Annotated in this window: 1 protein-coding gene (cut by both window edges); it reads right to left on the reverse strand. The window is 73.4% G+C overall.

Every position in this 22,384-nt window falls within one protein-coding gene, locus ACFQRF_RS03725, for an ADP-ribosyltransferase, read on the reverse strand. The gene is 67,089 nt long; 13,472 of those nucleotides lie to the left of the window and 31,233 to its right, leaving coding positions 31,234–53,617 in view, spanning codon 10,412 (complete) through codon 17,873 (partial); the first complete codon in reading order (the gene reads right to left) occupies positions 22,382–22,384. Both the start codon and the stop codon lie outside the window.

The raw sequence follows: 22,384 nt of genomic DNA on the forward strand, positions 1-22,384 counted from the left end.
ACTGGTATCCGTCACCGGTGTACTCCCCGATGACCTCGACCTGCTCGTCGGTGAAGCCGTCCGGCTCCAGATGCTCCATCGTCCAGGTGATGGCGTCCTGGTTGTCGGTGAAGCGGAGGGCGCCGGCCATGCCCGTGTGGCTCGGCTCGCCGTTCCAGCGCGGCGCCTCGGGGACGAGATCGTGCGTACGGTCTTCGGAGTCGACGGAGTCAGAGCCGTCTTCGGAGCCGGAGTCCTCGGAACCGGAGTCCTCGGGGGCGTCCGGCAGCTCCTCGTCGCCGGACCGGTGACCGTCGTCACCGGGCGCCGGGCGCTCCGGAACGGGCGCCGGCACGTCCTCGAACAGCCCCGGCGGCATGAGCTGCACCCAGGTGGCCGGCGGGACGGGCACGCCGTGCGCGACCAGGGTGTTGACCGCCCAGAACAGCGAGCCGGCCTGCTGCCACCGGCCCCACTGGTCCCGCATCGTCTGCGCGATCTGCTCGGGCGAGCGGCCATTGGCGAAGGGCGCGGCCACGTCCAGCATCGGCACGCCGTCCACGTGGTGGCGGAAGTACGCGACCAGCATCGGGAAGGCGGCCTGGGCGGGGACATCGGGGCGCAGGCCGACGCCGAGTTCCCGCACGATGTCGGCCCGGACCGGCTCCGGAACGTCCGTGGGACGCGGCGTGGCGAACGGCTGCTGCGTACCGGTGGCGGCCGACGGCCCCGCCTGCCCGCCCGAGGCGGCCGGGTGCGGCGGGCCGGTGAACGCCATGCCGACGTGGTAGGTGGGGTCGTTCTGCCACGCCTGCAGGTGGGCGTCGGCGCGCTCCTCGGCGCCGACGATGTCGGCGACCTGGGTGGTGGTCAGACCCGGGGTGGGATCGGCGTTCCAGTACCCGCGGTCGGCGTCGCCGAGCGGCGCGGGGCGCCAGCCGGGGGGCGGCTCCCAGCCGGTGGGGACGATCTCGGCCTCGAAGAACAACTGGTCCCGGATCTCGCTGGTCTGCGGGACCGGGGCCCGCCGCTGGTAGACGCCGTGGATCACGAACTTCGTCCCTCGCGGCAGCAGGATCTCCCGCTCGCCGGTCCGCAGGGCCGAGTCCAGCATGAGGTTGACGGCGGGGTACCCCTTGGGGGCGCGGATCATGAAGTAGGCGTCGCGCTGCAGGGGGGCGTGCGTGCCGATGGACGTGGAGGCGTAGCTGTCATCGGTGAACGTCATACCGACCAGGCCCTGGAGGACCCGGGGGTCGCGCGTGTCGACGTCGGAGCTGCCGTAGCGGTCCCGCATCAGACGTTCGACGTAGTCCGCGCTCACGCCCCGGTGCAGGATGACGGATTCCGGCAGTTCGGACTCGGCGATCCCGTTGTCGATGTTCAGGATGAGGTCGGTGAGGTGCTCCTCGGACTCCTGCCGGGACTCCCCATCCCGGAACGTCTCGACCTCACCGTCGCGCAGAGCCGCCTTGACGTTCTCGTATCCGTCCTGGCTGTACTCCCGGAGGGCGTCCGCAGAGGCTTCCATCTGCCGCGGGGGCCACATCTCGTCCCGGGCCCAGTCGATCGCCTCGTCGTCGCTCTCGAAGCGGCGGGCCGCGCCCATCCCGACGCCGCCGGGCTCCTCGCCGTTGCCCGTCCACGGCAGCACGGGGGCGATGCGCATGGTCCAGGGGATCTGGGCCCCGTCCTCCGCGAGGACGTCCAGGGCCTTGTTGAGGGCGTTGGAGCGGTACCACTGGTCCCACTGCTCGCGGATGACGTGCTCGACCTCGGTGGGGTCGAGAGTGCTGCTCCGGAAGTGAGCGACGATCTCCGGCATGGGGGCGCCGCGCTGGTGGGCGAGGTAGGCGGTGAACAGCGGCAGGGTGCTGTTCGCGTTGAGCCGCGGATGGGTGTCGAGTTCGAGCTGTTCCACGACCTCGTCGCGGAGCGGCGTGGGGACACGCGCGGGGCCCTGCGGCGCTGGCGCGTCCGCGCCCGCGTCGGGAGAGCCGCCGTCCGAGCGCTCCGGGGAGCCGGCGAAGAGGTCCGACGGCACCAGCTGCGCCCAGACCTCCGGGGTGACGGGCACGCCGTGGTTGACCAGCGTGGTGGTGGCCCAGAAGAGCGCGTCCGAACGCTGCCACCGGGCCCACTGGTCCCGCATGACCGCTTCGATGTCGTCGGGGGAGCGGCCGTTGGCGAACGGGGCCACCACGTCGGGCATCGGGACGCCGTTGACGTGGTGGTCGTAGTAGGCGACGAGGAGCGGGAACGCCGCCTGGCCGGGCAGGTCGGGGCGCAGGCCGAAGGTGAGTTCCCGCACGATGTCCGTCCGGGCCGCGTCAGGAATGTCCGTGGGACGCGGAGTGGTGGACGTCCCGCCGCTCGGACCGGCTCCCGGCTGGGGAGAGTCGGTGAACGCCATGTTGACGTGGACGTTGGGGTCGTTCTGCCACTCCTGGAGGGCCGCGTCGGCGCGCAGCCGGTCGAGGAAGTCCTCGGCCGCGCGGTCGCCGCCGTCTCGCGTGCCGTCGACCGTGTCGACGTCGGAGGTGTGTTCGGCCGACGCGTCCGAGACGCCGGACATGTCGTCATCCGCGGTCCAATATCCGCGCTCGGCGTCGCCCAGCGGCGCGGGGCGCCAGCCGGGAGGCGGCTCCCAGCCGGTGGGGACGACCTCGACCTCCAGGAAGATCGCGTCGGTGAGGTCCCCGGCCTCCGTGGCCGGCACCTGCCGCTGGTACGCGCCGTGGACGAGGTAGGTCGTGCCACGGGGCAGCACGAACTCGCGTTCGTCCGTTCCGTAATCCGAGAGCGGGATGAGGTTGAGGGCGGGGTGTCCCTTGGGCGCGCGGATCATGAGGTAGGCGTCCCGGATCACGCCCGCGCTGTCGCCGATGGACGTGGACGAGTAGCTGTCGTCGGTGAACGTGCTGCCGACCAGCATTTGCAGGTCCGCGGGATCGCGCGGGTCGACCGGCATGTAGGGGAACCGGGTCCGGAGCAGCCGTGCGAGGTAGTCCCAGTCGACGCCCCGGTGCAGGATCACCGGCTGGGGCAGCCGGGACCGCGCGATCGCCGCGTCCAGGTGCCGGACGTCGTTGGCGAAGGTGTGCTCGGCGAGCTGCTGGTCGGTGTCGTTGTCCAGCGGAGTGAGCACGCCGTCGCGCAGGGCCGCCTTGATGAGCCGGTACCCGTCACTGGTGTACTCCTGGGCCGACTCCCGTTCCTCGTCGGACAGGTCCGGAAGAGGCATCGCCTCCCGGGCCCAGGTGATGGCGTCCGCGTTGCGCTCGAAGCGCAGGGCTGGGCCCATGCCCACACCGCCGGGTTCCTCGCTGTCGCCGATCCACGGCAGCGGCGGCGGGACGTGCATGGACCAGTGAACGTCGGCGCCGCGGCTCTCCAGTACGTCCAGAGCGTCGGTGAGTGCGCCGGAGCGGTGCCACTGGTGCCACTGTTCGCGAATGACGCGCTCGACCTCCGCCGGCTCCAGGCGGGCGCTGTGGAAGTGAGCGACGATGTCCGGCATGCCCGTGCCGCGCTGGTGGGCGAGGTAGGCGGTGAACAGCGGGAGCGTGCTGCCGCGGTTGAGCCGCGGGTGGGTGGCCGTCTCCAGGCGCCGCGTGACGTCGTCGGCCAACGGCGTCGGCACCCGCGCGGGACCCCGGGACGCGGACGCGACGTCGGACTCCGCCGAGGTGCGGGTGCTGATGTCGTCCAGCGGCGCGGTGTCCCAGGTGGGGTGCGGCGACCAGCCGTCGGGAACGAGGTTCACCTCGGACGACGATGACGGGGCGTCGGTGGGGCCCGGCTGTGTCCAGGAGGGCCAGGACCGGCCGGCCGCCGGATCGGTGATCGCCAGGTTGACCTGGACCTCGGGGGCGTTCCGCCATTCCGCGAGGAGGTCGTCGGCCCGAGCGGTGGGCGTGGTGGTGGCGCTGTGCTCCCGGGTGCCGGTGGCGATCCGCTCACGGGGCACCGGCGCGGGTGGGGCGGTGTCGGGTGCCTCGGGGGTGGGACGGACCGGGGTGCCGTCGGTGGTGAAGGTGCCGCCGTTCCGGGTGAAGCGTTCGCGTGCCTGGTCGAGGTGGGTGCGGGCGCGCTCGGCCTCGGCCTGGGCGCGGGCCATCTCGTCCCGCGCGGTTTCGGTGCCCATGCGGCTGCCGTGGGCGTCATCGAGGCGGGCCTGGGCGAGGTCGATCTCGGCCTGAGCCGCGGTGACGCGGCGCTGGGCGGCTTCCACGAGCCCGCCGAGGTAGTAGGGGTCGTCCTCGGTCAGGCCGAAGTTGCTGCGGGTGTCCTCCAGGTCGGTCTCGAACCGGACGAGGTCGGCCTGGGCGCGGCCCACCTCGGCGCGCGCCTCGTCCACCGTGCGTCCGCTCCGGTCCGGGCCGGTGGACGAGGCGCTGTCATCCCGGTCGGCGTCCGGCCGCGCGCCGTTTCCGGAGTCCGGCGCGGCCGGGTCCGTGAACGCCATGTTGACGTGGAACGTGCCGTCCCACGGCGCGAACTGGCCCGGCGTCGCGTTGGGCCCGTACCCGCCCGACGGGCCGAGCCGGCCCGTCGGCCGGGGGTAACCGCGGTCGGCGTCGCCGAGCGGGGCGGGGCGCCAGTCCGCGGGCGGCTCCCAGTCCGTCGGAACGACCTCGGCCTCGATGAACCAGGCGTCCACGGTGCCCAGACCGCCGGGCAGGTCGATGCGGCGCTGGTAGACGCCGTGGATCACCGACTTCATGTTGCGGGGGAGCAGGATCTCCCGCTCGTCGGTCCCGTACTCCGACATCCGCATGACGTTGAGACCGGGGTGGTTCCTGGGCACGCGCAGCATCACGTAGGCGTCGCGGGCGACGGCGGAGTGCGAGCCGATGGAAGCCGACGTGTAACTGCGGTTGGTGAAGGTGGTGCCGACCAGGCTCTGGGCGATTTCCGGGGTCATCGGGCCCTGGTGGCCGGGCGCCACGGTCGCCACCAGCTGCCGGACCATGTCGTCGTTGATCCCCCAGTGCAGGTTCAGCGCGGAGAACAGCCGGCTCCGCTCGATCGCCGCGTCGAGGTCGGTGACGAGCCGGACGAACTTCGGTTCCCACCCGGACGGCACCGTCCCGTGCCGAAGCCCGCGCTTCAGCAGGTCGAAATCGTTGCCGGTGTAGTCCCGCACCGCCTGCTCCTGCTCGGGGGTGAGCAGCCGCCAGGGCGAGTCCGCGTCGTAGTGCCCCTCGGTCGGCATCCACTCGTTGGCCCACGCGATGGCGGCGGCATCGTCGTCGAACCGGGTGGCCGACATGCCGACGCCGCCGGGCTCGCGGCGGGTGGCCTGCCAGCGCGGTGCGGGCGGGAGCTGGTTGCGGATGTCCCCGGCCGGCCAGGTGCCGTTCGCGGGGTCGGGGTCGCCCACGACCATGTGCACCATGTTCACGTCGAGCGTGGGGTCGGCCTGCCATTCCCGGAGAGCGTCCTCGTCGGGGCGGCGGCCGGCCTCCGTGAACGGGAAGCCCGGAACGTCACCGGTGCGCGGCGCGGGGGCGGCGGTCGGTTCCGGAGCCGGCGCGGCCGGGACGTCGCCCGTCCGCGTGTCGGGTCCGGCGGTGCCGGGCACCTCGGGGGCGGGGCGCACCGGGGTGCCGTCGTCGTTCCACGTGCCGCCGTGCTCGGTGAAACGGTCGCGGGTCCGGTCGAGGTGGGCGCGGGCGTTGCCGAGTTCGGTCCGGGCGCGGTCCATGTCCACCCGGGCGGTCCGGGTGCCGGCGCGGTCGCCGCGGGCGTCGTCGAGGCGGGCTTGGGCGAGGTCGATCTCGGCCTGAGCCGCGGTGACGCGGCGCTGCGCGGCCTCCACGAGCCCGCCGAGGTAGTAGGGGTCGTCGTCGGACAGCCCGAAGTTGGTGCGGGCGTCCTCCAGATCGGTCTCGAACCGGACGAGATCGGCCTGGGCGCGGGCCACCTCGGCGCGCGCCTCGTCCACCGGACGGCCGCTGCGGCCGGTATCCGTGCCGCCGGTGTCCGGCGCGTCGCCGGTTCGGTCGCCGAGAGCGGTCCCCGAGTGCGGCGGGTCGGTGAACGCCACGTTGACCTGTACGGCGGCGTCGTTCGGGCGCGGCGGCGCGGTCGCCGGCTGGGTGGTCACGCTGCGCAGTTCTTTCAGGGCGGTGCGGAGGGCACCGCTCGCGCGCCAGCGGTCCCACGTCTCCCGGAGCCGGTTCGGAACCTGCGCCGGGTCGAGGGTCTGCCGGCCGCCGTTGACCTGCTCCGGAACGCGGCCGACGTTCGCACCGACCTGTTCGATGCCGTGGCCGCGCACGTGGTGGTCGTGGTAGGCGGCGAGGAACTCGATCGCCCGCTCGGGGCCGTCCACGAGATCGGGGGCGTCCTGGTGAAGGGGGACGCCGATACGGTCGCGTACGTCCCGGGGCAGGTCGGCGATGCGAACGGGCGCCCGGTACGGGACGGGTCCGCCGGTGTCGTCGGTGGGGCGGTCCAGCGCGGGGCGGATGAGGTCGCCGATCCGGTCGAGCTGGTGCTGGCGCAGTCCGACGAAGCCCAGACGGTCCCTCGGCGCCATGATGTTCGCGCCCAGCCGGTCGACCTGGCTCTGGTCGGCCCGCCTCCGCAGGGCACTGGGCAGGGGCTCCTCAGGATTCTCCTGGTAGTCGTCTCTGATCCCCAGCATGTGCATCGTCTCGTGGAGCCAGTCGGCGGGTTTGGCGTCCACGGCCCACATGCTCTGGTAGCTCCGGGGGACTCGGCCGTCGACCGTGGGCCCCCAGGTGACCTCGTGGTCGGCCGGCCCCGTTACACCGGGCCGGTCCACGTCCAGGAGCCGGATGTGGAGCTGGTCGCCGGGAGCGCCGTCCGTGTCCGGCACCCGGAACCGGTGGTTGAGCCTCCTCGTCAGCTCCGAGTGGTACGCGGCCATGTTCCGGTCGAGAACCGCGGGGTCGACGCCGTTCTTGTGGAACTTGACGCGCAAGGTCACCTCGGCGACGTGCGAGGGGCCGCCGGGCGTCCGGTGCTCCGCAGGGATGGGGATCCGGCGGACCTCCAATCGGGTGTTGCCGGAGCCGTACGCCCTCCTATTGGTCCGGAGGATCCGTTCCGGAACGCCGGGGGGATCGCCGGGGATCCGGATACCGGCGGGGTCGTTGACGCGGGCCGGGCGGGGCGGATTGGAGCTGATCCGCATTTCGTGGACGGCGTGGACCTGACCCGAGACGTCGAGACGTGAACTGATGATGGTGACCGGGGCCTGGCGACGGGCCTCCTCCCAGGCTCGGCGGGTCTCCTCCGATGCGCGGCCACCGGGGCCCTCCCAGTCGGCGACGGGGGCCAGCCCCTGGTGAACGCGGGCCGGGACGCTCGTGGACTCCGCCGTGAGCGCGGAGATCCGGGACAGGGAGGCGGCGGTCACCCGCGGCGGGAGCTCGGCCCGGACGGCCGCCTGTTCGGCGGGGTCGGCCACCCGGGAGGCCCGGATCTCGGCGTCCAGCGCACGCATCGCCGCCTGCAGCGCGACGGCCTCGGCCTGCATGGCCGCCGCCTCCGCCTGCCGGGCGCGGGCGTCCGGCGACGCCGGGACGGTGTTCGGGGCGCCGGCCTGGCGTGACGGCGGCGGCACCGGGTGCCTGGCCTGCGCCTCGGCCATCCGGGTCTGCGCCTCGGCGATCTTGGTCCGGGCTTCGGCCTGCTTGGCCAGCGCTCCGGCGACGTCGCCCTGGGTGCGCAGCTCCTGGGCATCCCGGCGCAGGCGGTTCGCCTCGCGCCTCAGGTCCCACGTCGCCCGGCGCAGGTCCTGCGACTCCTTCCAGCCGATGTCGTGCGTGGGCGGTGTCGTGCCCCGCCGGGCCGAGAACTCCTCCGACAGGGCGCGCCGCTGCGAGTCGATGACGCTCGCCTCCGCCTGCCGGGCGCTGCCCTCCACCCGTGCGGCCTGGGACGCGGAGGACTCGGTCAGCCCGAACCAGGACAGGATCTCGGGACCGACCGTGGTGTGGTCGGGCGGCGACGCCGTGGCGTCCCGGGAGACCGGAGCCTCCCAGTCGAGGCGGCCGTGCAGCGCGAGCGCGTCCGGAGCCTGGCCCGGATCGACGAGTTCGACCTTCAGCCGGAGTTCGCTGCCGTCGCGCAGGGTGTAGGGGACGCGTTCCCGGATGCCGCCCTGGCCGTCGGGGACGGGCCGTCCGTCGTTGATCTGGGACTCCAGCGCCTCGGCGAACCGCCGCTCGGCTTCGGCGACCGTGGCCGGATCCGTGTCCGCGGGCGGCCGTCCGCGCTCCAGCCGGACCACCGCCTGTGCGACGTCCCGGCCGTCCTGAGTGGACCGCGCAATGCGGTTCCACTCGAACCGCGGGTGCGGGGCGCCGTCCATGCGCTCGCGCTGGGTGACCCGGGCGGGCAGCACCGTGCCGTCATCGGTGGTGACGGAGAGGTCGCGATGCTGCCCGGGGACGCTGCCGAAGCGTTCGGCGGTCCGCGAGTCCAGCGCGACGGTGCGCCGGGTGGGGTCGACGATGCTCGCCCAGCCTTCGGCCGGCGGCGGGTACCCGAGGTGTTCGAGCTGGCGCAGGCCGTGTTCCAGGACCCCGTTCTCGCGCCACACCGCGGTGGTCGCCAGGAAGTCGTTCTCGAAGACGCGGGCGCCCGGGAAAACGGCGTCGAGGCTCTCGCCGTCGACGTGGTGGCGGTGGTAGTCGACGAGCATGCTCATCGCCCGCCGCGTGGTCATGCCGTCGAATCCGGAGAGCAGTGGCTCCACGTCCACGTTGGTGAAGTCGAGGGATTCGCCGGAGTCGCTGTCCGTCTCCGTGATGGACCCGGTGTCGTCTGAGTCCTCGGCGAGGGGTGCAGGCCGCTCGCTCATGGCGGAGTCGGCGCGGGACGGGCCGTCGGCCTCGCGGGCCGCGCGGTCGCCGGCGTCCCGCACGTCGTCGCCGGAATGCCGGGCGGACCGGTGGAACGCGCGCGGGTCCTCGTCGTCGGAGGTGTCCATGCGGGAGTCATCGCTGAGCCGCGCGGAGTCCTCGGCGTCGTCCGGTGACTGCTCCCGAGTGCCCGGCGTGGGCGAGGGCGGGGCGTTCAGCGCCGCCAGTTCCGCAAGGGCCGGGTCCAGGACCCCGGCCGCCCGCCAGGCGTCCCACGTCTGCTCCAGGAGCTCCCACTTCTCCTCCGAAGTGGAGGGACGGGTGCTGCCGTCGTCGAGCGTCTGCGTGTAGCGGCCCAGGTTCTCGGTCACCTGTTCCACGCTGTCGCCGCGCTGGTGGTCCTGGTAGGCGGCGAGGAATTCGAGCGCCTGCTCGGTGTCGCCCAGGATGTCGGGGGCCGCCTGCTGCAGCGGGGTGCCGATGCGCTCCGCCGCTTCCTCGGTGAGGTCCGCGATCCGGACCGGGGGCCGGTAGGGGGTGGGCCCGCCGGTGTCGCGGTCGAGCGCGGGGCGGGTGATCGCGGCGAGCTCGTCCAGGTGGTGCTCGCGCAGCCGGGCGAACGCGTGGTTCGACCAGGACATGAGGTTGGCGGGGGCCATGTCGACCCGGGAGAGGTCCGGGCGGATCCGGAAGATGCCGGGGTTGTCGCTCTCATGGTACTCGTCGACGAGCCCGAACATGTGCAGCGTCTCGTGGACGAGGGTGATCGGGTGCACGTCCACCGCCCAGTTGCGCGCGTTGCTCCGGGGCAGCTCGCCGTCCACGGACGGAACCCACGTGACCCTCCGGTAGACAGGGCCGGTGACGCCGGGGGCGCCGGCCTCCTCGACCGTGAAGTGCAGCTGGTCGCCGGGCGACCCGTCGTCGTTGGGAATCCGGTGCCGGTAGTTGAGCACCTCGTCCAGGGTCTCCTGGTACGCCCGCTTGCGCTGGGCGATCACGTCGGGGTCGATCCCGTTGGAGTCGAACTTGACGCGGGTGGTGAGTTCGAGGACATGGGTCGGACCGCCGGGCTGGCGGAGCGCTTCGGGGATCGGGACCCGGCGAGCCTCGAAGTGGGACAGCACGTTGTATCGGTGCATGTGGGCGGTGAGCACGCGTTCGGGCGCGCCGTCGGGGTCACCCGGTACGGACTTGCCGTCGGGATCGTCGGCCGCGGCGCGGCGGGCCGGAAGGGCGTGGGACTTGGCCTCCGCACCGCGCTGGGGGGCCACGCCGGAGGTGGCGTCGCGTGAGCCGATGATGGTGACGGGGACGTGCTCGCGGGCGTCCTTCCAGTGCTCGCGGGCGATCAGGCCCTCGTGAACGGGAGCGGGCGCGCTGGTGGGCTCCGCGGTGAGGGCGGAGATCCGGGACAGGGAGACGGCGGTGACCCGGGCGGGCGGGCGGTCCTGGGTGCCGAGCCGTCCGGCCTGGGATTCGGCGGACTCGGTGAGCCCGAACCAGGAGAGAACGTCGGGCACGGCCGTCGTGTGGTCGGGCTCCGGTCCGGTTCCGGCCAGGTAGGGCCGGCCCCAGCCGAGGTGGCCGTGCAGCCGGTACCGGTCGGCCTGACCGCGGTCGACGAGTTCCACGCGGAGACGGAGTTCGGCGCCGTTGCGCAGCGTGTAGGGGATCTGCTCGGCCGAGCCGTCCGGGTGCGTGACGGTGCGCCCGTTGTTGATCTGGGCTTCCATCGTCCGGACGAGTTCGTTCTCGGCCCGGACGAGGACGTCGGGACGCGGACCGGTGAAGCTCTGCAGCCGTTCGAGGCGCACCACGGCCTCGACGGTGTCCCGGCCGTCCGGGGTGGTCCGTGGAATCCGGTTCCACTCGAGCCGCGGGTGCGTGGAGCCGAGGAGCTCCCCGCGCTGGATGATGCGCGCGGGCAGCACGGCGCCGTTCCCCGTGGGGACGGCGAAGTCGCGCGTCTGCCCGGGGCGGCTGCCGAAGCGGTCGGCGGTCTGCTCGGTCAGCACGGCGGTGCGGAGGGGGGACTCGGCGACGCTCTCCCAGCCTCCCCGTGGCGGAGCGACGCCCGCGTCGCCCAGGTTGTGCAGGGCCTCCAGCAGGGCGCCGGTCTCCCGCCAGTACCTGGTGTTGTTGAGGTACTGCTCCTCCATGTCGGCGTCGTTCCCGAACGCGGAGTCGAGGCCGGTGCCGTTGACGTGGTGGTCGTAGTAGATGCGCAGCATCTCGGCGGCATCGTCCCGGTCGAGGTCGTCGAACCCCTCCAGCAGCGGGGTCATGTCCGCGTTGTCGAACGGGTCGTCGGAGGGCTCGACGTCCATGGCGTCGTCGGAGTCGCTGTCCATGTCCACGTCGGAGCCGGAGTCGTCCGATTCCGCGGAGACGGGCGCGCTCCGCCGGCTGAGCGGCTCCTCGGCCAGCGGGGTGGCGGACCGCTGCCCTTCCCCGGCCGGCGGCTGCGGCGCGTCGATGAACGCCACGTTGACGGCGGTACCGGCGGCGTGGTCGCCACGGCCCTGGGGGGCGGGGGTACCGTCCGCTTCCCGGGGCGTGGGCGCCGTGGGGGGAACGGAGGAGGTCCGGTCGACGGTGCCGCCGTTCTGGGTGAAGCGTTCGCGGGCCTGGTCGAGGTCGGCGTGGGCGCGGTCGAGTTCGGCCTGGGCCCGGGCCATCTCGTCCCGTGCCGTTTCGGTGCCGATCCGGCTGCCGCGGGCGTCGTCCAGGCGCGCCTGGGCGAGGTCGATCTCGGCTTCGGCGGCGGTGACGCGGCGCTGGGCGGCTTCCACGAGTCCGCCGAGGTAGTAGGGGTCGTCCTCGGTCAGGCCGAAGTTGGTCCGGGTGGTCTCCAGGTCGGTCTCGAACCGCACCACCTCGGCCTGGGCGCGGGCCACCTCGGCGCGCGCCTCGTCCACCGACGCCGGAGGCACCCGTCCGCCGCGGTTCCGCCCGGTGCCCTCGGATCCGGTCGCGGTGTCGTCACCGCGCCGCGAAGCGGACGGGGCGCCATCGCGGCCGTCGCCGTCCGTGAGCGCCGTGTAGACCTGGAAGTTCCCGGTGGTGTCCTGCCAGTGTGCCAGGACGGCCTCGCTGATCACCGGGGTGTTGGGGTGGTCGTCCGGAACCCGGTCCGCGTTCCAGTACCCACGGTCGGCGTCGCCGAGCGGCGCGGGGCGCCAGCCGGGGGGCGGCTCCCAGCCGGTGGGCACGACCTCGATCTCGAAGAAGAGCTGCGGCCGGATCTCATTGCTCTGCGGGAGCGGAGCCCGCCTCGGGTAGACGGCGTGGATCACGAACGTGGTTCCGCGGGGCAGCAGGATCTCCCGCTCGGCCGTCCCCACGTTGGAAATGCCCATGAGGTTGACGGCGGGGTGTCCCTTGGGCGCCCGGATCATGAAGTAGGCATCGCGCTGCATGGGGGAGTGCGTGCCGATGGACGTGGACGCGTAGCTGTCGTCGGTGAAGGTCGTGCCGACCAGGGTCTGGAGGACCCTGGGGTCCCTCGGGTTCGCACCCGTGCCGGGGTAGCGGTCCCGCACCAGCCGTTCGACGTAGTCCCAGTTGACCCCTCGGTGCAGGATGACGGATTCCGGCAACGTGGACTCGGCGATCCCGGTGTCGATGTTCAGGACCAGCTCGGTGAAGGACTGCTCGGCCTCCTGCCGGGACTGCCCCTCCTGGCTCGCCATGATCCGGCCCTCACGCAGGCCCGCCTTGACGACCTCGTATCCGTCGGCCGTGTACTTCGCGAGTCCGTCCCATGAGTCCTCCACCAGGATGGGGGACGGCATGGTGGACTGCGCCCAGGCGATGGCCTCCTCGTCGTTGTCGAAGCGGCGGGCGTGCCGCATGCCGACGCCGCCGGGCTCCTCGCCGTAGCCCCTCCACGGCAGCACGGGAGGAATGCGCATGGTCCACGGGACCTCGGCGCCGTTGTCCGAGAAGACGTCCAGGGCGTTGTTGAGGTTGTTGGACCGGTACCACAGGTCCCACTGCTCACGGATGATCCGCTCGACCTGGGCGGGTTCGAGGGTGGCGCTCCGGAAGCGGGCGAGGATCTCCGGCATGGGAACGCCGCGCTGGTGGGCGAGGTAGGCGGTGAACAGCGGCAGGGCGCTACTGGGGTTGAGCCGCGGGTGGGTGTCGTATTCGAGATGCTCCACGACCTCCTGCCGGAACGGCGTGGGGACACGGACGGGCCTCTGCGGTGCGGGCGCGTCGGAACCGGAGTCCGAGGACTCGTCCGAAAGGTCGCGGGCGTCGTCGAACAGGTTGTCGGGCAGGAGTTCCGCCCACGTCCCCCGAGGATCGGGCACGCCGTGGGCGACGAGGGTGTTGACCGCCCAGAAGAGCGAGCCGGCCTGCTGCCACCGGTTCCACTGGTCGCGCATGACCTGCGCGATCTGCTCGGGCGGACGGCCGTTGGCGAAGGGCGCGGCCACCTCGGTCATCGGCACGCCGTTGACGTGGTGGTCGTAGTAGGCGACGAGCAGCGGGAAGGCGGCGCGGCCGGGGATGTCGGGGCGCAGCCCGGCGGCCAGCTCCTGTGCGACGCCCGCCCGGACCTGCTCGGGGAGGTCGGTGGGACGGAGGCCGACGGGCGGCTGCTGCGCATCGGGGAACGTGGACGGCCCCGCCTGCCCGGCCGAGGCGCCCGGGGCCGGCGGGTCGGTGAACGCCAGGTTGACCTGGACGGTCGGGTCGCGCTGCCATTCGCGCAGCGCGGTGTCGTCGGACGGCGTTGTGGAGGGCGCGTCCCTGTCCGCTGTGCCGGTGGTGGTGGGCGACGGGGCCGGAGACGGCGCCGCCTGGCCGTCGCCCGTCCGGGCATCGGGTCCGGCGGGGTCGGGGACGGCCGGGGCCGGACGGACCGGGGTGCCGTCGGTGGTGTAGGTGCCGCCGTTCCGGGTGAAGCGGTCGCGGGCCTGGTCGAGGTCGGCGTGGGCGCGGTCGAGTTCGGCCTGGGCCCGGGCCATCTCGTCCCGTGCCGTTTCGGTGCCCATGCGGCTGCCGCGGGCGTCATCGAGGCGGGCCTGGGCGAGGTCGATCTCGGCTTCGGCGGCGGTGACGCGGCGCTGGGCGGCCTCCACGAGTCCGCCGAGGTAGGAGGGGTCGTCCTCGGTCAGGCCGAAGTTGGCGCGGGTGGTCTCCAGATCCGTCTCGAACCGCACCACCTCGGCCTGCGCGCGGGCCACCTCGGCGCGCGCCTCGTCCACCGGCCGTCCGCCGCGACCGAGGCCGCCGCCCGCCGAGCCGGTCGGGGCGTCGCCACCCCGGCGCGGCGTCGATGCGGCGCCGTCGCGGCCCTCGGCGTCCGGCCGCGTCCCGTTCATGGGGGCCGTCGTGCCGTCGGACCGGCCGTTCGGGGCGGAGTCGGTGCGCGCCGTGTACACCGCGAGCGTGTTGGGGAACGCCGGGCCCGCCATCGCGTGGCCGCCGGTGGACGGCCCCGCGTCGTCGTCGGAGTCGTCGTCCGAGAGGTCCCTGTCCAGGAGCGGGGTGGAGTCGAAGGACTCGGCGTCGGAGTCGTCGCTCTCGGAGAAGAGCGACGTGGCGTCGGTGTCGTTCTCCCCCTCGGCGTCGTCGGGGTCGAACAGGACGGTGGAGGCGGCGTCGCTGTCGGAGTCCTCGGAGTCGGCGTCGTCCAGGTGCGACGGGGCGGCGGACGCGTCGTCTCCGGCATCGGAGTCCGCAACGGGGGACGGCGGTGCGTCCTCGTGGACGACGTACTGCCCGGCCCCGTCGGACCCGGAGGACTCGTCCGTCGAGGAAGTATCGGAGGCGCCGTCGTCCTCGGCGCCGGACGGCGTTCCCCAGCCGGGTTCCGGCCCGAAGGCGTCCGCGCCGGTACCGTCCGCGACCGGTGTGGCCTGCGGCGCCGGGCCATCGGCCGTGGGCGCGGTCGCGGTGGTCTGCGGGAGCACGTACGGCGGCCACGTGGACGGCGCGGGCTCGCCCGTGGGGCGGGGGTAGCCGCGGTCGGCGTCGCCGAGCGGGGCGGGACGCCAGTCGGCGGGCGGCTCCCAGCCGGTGGGGACCACCTCGGCCTCGATGAACCAGGCGTCGCGGGTGCCGCCGTCGAGCGGGGCGTCGATACGGCGCTGGTAGACGGCGTGGATCACGTGGTCGGTGTTGCGCGGCAGCAGGATCCCACGTTCTTCGTCGCCGAAGATGGAGACCCGCATGACGTTGAGCCCGGGATGACCTTCGGGGACGCGCAGCATCAGGTAGACGTCCCGGCGTCCGGGGAAGTGGGAGCCGATGCCGGCGGAGAGGTAGCTGGGGTCGGTGAAGGTGCTGCCGACCAGGTTCTGGACGTTCTCCGCGTTGGGGACACCGTTGCTGTCGGGGTCGACGGTGGCGAGCAGCTGGCCGAGCAACGCGCGATCGGCGCCGGCGTGCAGGATGAGCGGCTCGGGCACCCTGGACCGGTCGATGGCCTGGTCGAGGTGGTCGACGAGCCGGACGAACTCCTGTTCGCGGTGGGAGGGCACGGCTCCGTCGCGCAGTCCGGCGTCCACCAGCTCGTACCCCACGCCGGTGTAGCTCTCCACCGCCCGCTGCTGCGGGAAGGTGAGCAGCCGCCACGGCAGTGTCCCGTTCATTCCGTCGGTGGGCATGTGCTGATTCGCCCACTGGACGGCGGCGCGGTCGTCATCGAACCGGGTGGCCCCGTCCATGCCGGTGCCGCCGGGCTCCTCCGCCGTGCCCTCCCAGCGCGGCGCGGGCGCGATGTAGGCGCGGATGTCGTCGGGCGGCCACTCCCCGTTCTGCGGGCGGGGGTAGCCGAGTTCGACGTGCGCCATGCCAACGCTGAGGACGGGGTCGTTCCGCCACTCCCGCAGGTGGGCGTCGGCGCGGGTCGCGGCGTCGTCGTCCACCGAGGAGGCGGCGTCCGCTTCGGCGTCCGGCCCGGTGCGGTTCTCGCCGCCGGAAACGGGGGCCTGGCGGTCCACGGTGAGCGGTACCGGCGATCGCGGTGCGTCCGCCTGCCGGCCCTCCCCGTCCGGAACCGCCGGCGTGTGGCGGACCGGGGTGCCGTCGGCGTTGAAGGTGCCGCCGTTCTGGGTGAAGCGGTCGCGGGCCTGGTCGAGGTGGCTGCGGGCGCGGTCGAGTTCGGCCTGGGCGCGGGCCATTTCCTCCCGCGCGGTTTCGGTGCCCATGCGGCTGCCGTGGGCGTCGTCGAGGCGGGCTTGGGCGAGGTCGATCTCGGCTTGGGCGGCGGTGACGCGGCGCTGGGCGGCCTCGACGAGCCCGCCGAGGTAGTACGGGTCGTCCTCGGACAGGGCGAAGTTAGTGCGGGTGTCCTCGAGGTCGGTCTCGAACCGGACGAGGTCGGCCTGGGCACGGGCCACCTCGGCGCGCGCCTCGTCCACGGATCGGCCGCCGTCCGGGCGCTCGGCGTCCCCGGCGCGCGCAACGGCGCCGTCCGCCGGCGCGTTCCCGTTGCCGGCCGCCGGGTCGGTGAGCACCGGGTACACGCGGTACGTGGGGGCGCCGCCACCCGGGGCGGGCGAGGAGTACCGGCCGAGTTCGCCGAGCACGGTCCGCAGGGCGCCGGTCGCGTTCCAGCGCCAGTCGAGCATCCGCAGGAAGTACTCCGGGCTGTACCCCTCGGGGACCACGTCGGCCGGAAGCCCGGCGGCCGCCTGGTCCAGCGGCACGTTGAGGACGCGGTGGTCGTAGACGGCGTCGAAGGCGCGCAGCAGCTTGTCCGAACCCAGTTCGGAAATGGCGTCGAACTCGTAGGACGGTCCGGCCGCGCCGTCGCGGAGCTCCGCGCGGATCGTCTCCCGCACCTCCGGCGGGACCTGGGACGGCCGGGGCGGTGGGGCGGGTGCATCGGTCTGGACGGGGGGAGCGGCGGGCGCCAGAGGCACGTCGGCCCGGGGGGACGGCCGCCAGCCCGCCGGAGGCCGCCACCCGGTGGGGACCACCTCGGCCTGGACCAGCCAGCGATCCCCGACCCGCTGGACATCGTGGATCACGTACGTCGTGTTGCGCGGCAGCACGAGTTCCTGCTGTTCGGGGAACGGGCTGTCCGGCACGTTCATCACGTTCAGCGCGGGGTAGCCCTGTGGCACCTTGAGCATGACGGTGATCGGCCGTTCGGAGAACGTGATGCCCTCCGACGCCATCGAGGTCGACTGGTAGGCGACGTCGGTCAGCGTCCGCCCGACGATGGCGTACATGCTGTCCGGGTCGTGCGCGTACGCGCCCACTTCCGGGAGCGCCTTCGCATTGCGGAAGACGATCACCGTGTCCGGGGTCGTGGACTTCTGGATGGCGCTGTCGACGCGCTCGACCGTCCTCGCCAGCTCGGCGCGGGCCTCCGGCGAGAGGTCGGGCCGCTCGCCGTGCAGTGCCCCGTTGATGTATCCGCCGTGCATCGCGTATTCGATGACGCCGTAGTGCTCGTCCGGCGTGAGCGGGGGGACCGTGAAGTTCTGCGCCCACGCCCGGGCGTCGGCCTCCGAGCCGAACCGGATGGCGTTCGCCATGCCGGTTCCCCAGTACGCGGTCCAGTCCGCGGCCGGCGGTGCCGCGGTGTGGGCCGGCGCCGGGACGGAGCCCGGGGAGGAGTGCTGCTGCCCGGTGCCCGCGCTGGACGAGCCCTCGCCGTGGCCGAACGTGTCCCGGGCACGGTGCCCGAACCTGCGCAGCCGCTCGCGCACGGGGAACGCCGTGATGTCGCTGCTCTGTGCGCCGGTGATCGCGCGCATCTGGGCGTCGGCGATGGCGTTGTAGCGCGCCGTGTGGGTGGCGGCGCGATCGCGGGCGGCGGCGGCCTGCTCGGTCAGTTCGTCGGCGCGCGCGGCGTCCTGGGGCCGGTGCGCGGTGGCCTCGTCCGTGAGGCGCACGGCGTCCCGGTAGGCGTCCAGGGCCTGGCGGAGTTCACTGCGGGCGAGTTCGCCGAGCGCCCGGGCGTGGGCGAACCGTCCCGGGTTCGGGGCGTCGTTCTCGGTTCCGCTGTCCGCTCGATCGATGGTCGAGGTGGCGAAGGACTGACCGGCGGTGTCGGGGATCGCGGGGCTGTGCCGGTCAGGGGTGCCGTCGTCGTTGAAGGTGCCGCCGTTCTGGGTGAAGCGTTCGCGGGCCTGGTCGAGGGCCGATCGGGCGTTGTCGAGTTCGGCCTGGGCGCGGGCCATTTCCTCCCGCGCGGTCTCGGTGCCCATGCGGCTGCCGCGGGCGTCGTCGAGGCGGGCCTGGGCGAGGTCGATCTCGGCTTCGGCGGCGGTGACGCGGCGCTGCGCGGCGTCCACGAGCCCGCCGAGGTAGGAGGGGTCGTCCTCGGTCAGGCCGAAGTTGACGCGGGCGGTCTCCAGGTCCGTCTCGAACCGCACCACCTCGGCCTGGGCGCGGGCCACCTCGGCGCGCGCCTCGTCCACGGATCGGCCGCCGTGGCCGCCGTTCGGAGTGGCGTCCGTGAGCGCCTGGTTGACGGTGAGCGTGTCGTTCCAGGGGAGCGCGTGGCCGGTCAGCGGATGGGCGTCGGGGTCCCGCTCGGAGTCGGTGTCGGACCGGCCGTCGTCCGTGCCGGAGTCCTCGACCAGGGAAGGGACGGACTCGCTGGAGGTGTCCGAGGCGGCGTCGGAACCGAAGTCATCCGCGTCGCTGTCGGAGAAGAGCGTCGCGGAGTCGTCGTCGGCGTCGCTGTCGACGAGGGTCGCCGAATCGTCGGAGAAGAGGGACGTGGCCGCGGTACTCGCGGAGCCGGCGCTCTCCGAGCCGGAGTCGTCGCTGTGGATCGAGGAGACGTCGCCACCGGAGTCTGCGGCGCCGGGCGCGGTGGCCGGGTTGTCGAAGGCGTCGTCGTCGCGGGTCTGGTGCTGCTGCTGGGCCCAGTTGGTCCAGTTCCAGGAGGGTGCGTCCGCCCAGTTCCAGTCGACCGACTCCGTCTCGGAGAACACGCTGTCGGAGTCACCGTCGTACCCGTCCTCGGACGGTGCGGGCGACGCGGACCGCCCTGCCGCCTCGTCATCCGGCGTCGCCGGTGCGGGACGGTCCGGGGCGCCGTCGGTGGTGGAGGTGCCGCCGGCCCGGGTGAAGCGGTCACGGGCCTGGTCGAGGGCCGATCGGGCGTTGTCGAGCTCCGTTCGGGCGCGGGCGAGTTCCTCGCGGGCGTTCTGGGTGCCGCTCAGGCTGCCCTGGGCGTCCTCCATGCGGGCCTGGGCGAGGTCGACCTCGGCCTGGGCGGCGGTGACCCGGAGCCGGGCGGCTTCGACCAGCCCGCCGAGGTAGTACGGATCGTCCTCGGACAGGTTCTGGCGTTCGCGGGCGTTCTCCAGCTCGGTCTCGTAGCGGACGACGTCGGTCTGCGCCTGAGCGACCCGGGCGCTCGCGTCGTCCACCGGCCGGCCACCGGCGTCGGGCCGCGTGCCGGTTCCGGAGGGGGCGGCGGTGCCGGGCCGGGCGTCCGGACTCGGGTCGGTGAGCGCCGGGTAGATCCGCACGTCGTAGCCGTCGCCGGGGTCGCCATCCGCGTGGCGGGCGTCCCTCCCCTCACTCAGCAGCCCGAGGAGGTCCAGCACCTCCTCGTCGGTCCAGTTGACGACCTGCTCATCGTCCTGGTCGCGGCGGTCGTCGTTCGTGCCGATGCCACCGGGTTCGTCGTCGCCGCCCTGCGAGGGCAGGGGCGGGGGCACCCGCAGGGCCGGGGGGATTCTGGCGCCGTTCGCCGCCAGGAGGTCGAAGACGTCGTCGAGCGCGCCGGAGTGGTGCCACTGGTCCCACTGCTCGCGGATGCGCCGTTCGATTCCCTCCTGGAGAAGCGCCTCGATCTCGGGCGCCTCCTGAGCGGTGCTGCGGAAACGCGCGACGAGATCCGGCATCGGGACGCCCTGCTTGAACTCGAGATAGGCGTTGAAGAGCTTCGCGGCGCTGTCGCGATCGAGCCGGGTGTCCCGTTGCAGGCGATCCGTGATCCCGTCGCCCAAGGACGCGGATGGGTCGCGGGGCACGGCGGGCGGTGTGTTGTCGACGAGGAACGGATCGATCTGGGTCCAGAGGCCGTCGGGGATGGGCACGCCGTTGGTCTGGAGTGTGCCGGTGGCCCAGAAGAGCGACCCGGATCGGCGCCAGCGGTCCCATTGGTCCAGCAGGGCGGGCGCGACCTCTTCGGGCAGCGGGACGCCGTTGACGTGGTGGTTGTAGTAGGCGGTGAAGAGCGGGAAGGCGGCTTCGGGGGGCAGGTCGGGGTGCAGGCTGGTGCTGAGTTCCCGGGTGATCTCGTCCTGGGCCTGCTGGGGGATGTCGGTGGGGCGGGGCGCGGTGTGGATCTGGGGGCCCGGGTCGAAGGGATCGATCTGGGTCCAGAGGCCGTCGGGGATGGGCACGCCGTGGGTTTGGAGCGTGAGGTGGGCCCAGAAGAGCGACCCGGATTGACGCCAGCGGTCCCATTGGTCGAGCAGGGCGGGTGCGACGTCTTCTGGGAGTGGGACGCCGTTGACGTGGTGGTTGTAGTAGGCGGTGAAGAGCGGGAAGGCGGCTTCGGGGGGCAGGTCGGGGTGCAGGCTGGTGCTGAGTTCCCGGGTGATCTCGTCCTGGGCCTGCTGGGGGATGTCGGTGGGGCGGGGCGCGGTGTGGTTCGGGAGGCCGGGGTCGAAACCCAGGAGGGACGGGTCGATGAACACCGGGAAGGCCCGCACGGGGTCGTGCTGCCCGGCGCGCTGGTCGGCCGGTAGGTCGGCGGGCAGCGGCTCGGGCGTCCGCGTGCTGCCGGACTCGTGCGCACTGTCGCGGCCGGCGTCACCGGTCGGCTGCGGGCCGAGAGCCGCGGAGAAGCGCGCCAGCAGGTCGTCGGAGACGGCCGGCGCCGGGGTGGTGGCGGGGCGGGCGTCCTCCGGTGTTCCGGTGGCCGCCGGGCGAGGGGCGGCGGAATCGGTGCCGGACGTCTGCGGCTGCACGGCGGGCCGGAACGTCTCCGGAGCCGGAGGCCGGCCGGTGTCCCCGGGCACCGTGGGCGCGGGGCGCACCGGGGAGCCTTCGGGGGTGAAGGTGCCGCCGTTCTGCGTGAAGCGGTCGCGGGCCCGGTCCAGGCCGGTTCGGGCGGTGTCGAGTTCGGTCCGGGCGCGGGCCATCTCGTCCCGCGCCGTTTCGGTGCCCATGCGGCTGCCGCGGGCGTCCTCCAGGCGCGCCTGGGCGAGGTCGATCTCCGCCTGGGCGGCGTCGACCCGGCGCTGCGCGGCCTCCACGAGCCCGCCGAGGTAGTAGAGGTCGTCGTCGGCGAGGTCCAGGTTGGTCCGGCTCTGCTCCAGGTCGGTCTCGAACCGCACGACGTCGACCTGGGCGCGGGCCACCCGATTGCGCGCGTCGGCCACCGCGCGGTCGGCCGATCCGTCCGGCGCGGTGCGCGGCGCCGTCGGGTCCACCTCCACCCGCATGACCGTGACGTCGCCGGTCGGCTGGTTCGCGGGCGGCGCCGCCGTCGGCGTGTTCGCCCGGCCGGCCTCGCCGAACTCCGGCAGCCGTACGGTGCGCGGCCCGGACGTGTCTCCCGGCGACTCCTGTGCGGCATCGTCGGCCGGGCCGGTGCGCACGGCCGGGTCGCCGATGTGCCGCCGGGCCTTCCCCAGCTCGCCCCACCAGGTGTCGAACTTCTTCTCGAAGTCCTCGCGGGCCTTGCCGTACGCCGTTTCGGCGTCCTCGTACTCCGTGCGGGCCGCACGGGCGTCCGCCACGGCGTTGCGGAGGTCATCCCGTGCCCGGGCGATGACCTCCACGTCGCGCTCGGTCTCGTCACCGTCGCGGCGCGCCCCGTCGGCGAACCTGCTCGCCGCGGCGAGCGCGTCCCGCGCGTCGTCGACGGCGCGGTCGGCCGCGGTGAGCCGGTCGACCAGCTGCGGCAGTTTGGCGCGCTCCGTGTAGTACTTCTTCTCGGCGGTGGAGAGATCCTTCTGCGCCTTGGCGACGGCGTCCCAGGCCCGCGTCCACTCCTTGGCGTCCTCCGGGTCCTGGGGCAGCAGCCCGAGCTCACGGGCGTCGGACTCGTTGATCCAGCCGGTGACCCTCGACGGCACGCTCGCCATGCCGATGGTCGTCCCACGGCCGAAGCCGGGGATGCGGCGGTGGGTGTACTGCGCGGCCATGACCCAGTCGGTGGGGACCGAGACCAGGTAGGAGCGCTTGGAGTCGGCCGGGGGGCTGTTGACGGTGTGCCCGCCGTCGGCCTCGTCGTCGGTGCGGGTGGCGCGGTCGCCGGTGCCCGTGTCGAAGCCGAGCTGGCCGGACAGCAGGACGGTGTCCCCGCGCATTCCGTCGGAGGTGGTGCCGCCGGTGGTCCCGCCCTGGGCGGCGCCCGGACTCCCCTCGGTGAAGATGCCCGCCGGCCGGATCGCCATACCCCCGCCGGTGGAGCCGGACGTGGGGACCGCGGTGGACGTGGTGGTGCTGTGCGAACGGAGGTCCTTGGCCTGAGAGTCGACGGCGACGTCGATGACGGTGGCCTCGTGGTACCGCGGCTTCGCGCCGAGCTTCCACTCGGTCCGGCCGATGTCGAGCAGGTCGACCCCGTCCGGCTCGGCGGCGTCGTTGAAGTAGGCCCGGACGGCGTCCCG

The sequence above is a fragment of the Marinactinospora rubrisoli genome, from assembly GCF_042664915.1.
Classification (GTDB): Bacteria; Actinomycetota; Actinomycetes; order Streptosporangiales; family Streptosporangiaceae; genus Marinitenerispora; species Marinitenerispora rubrisoli.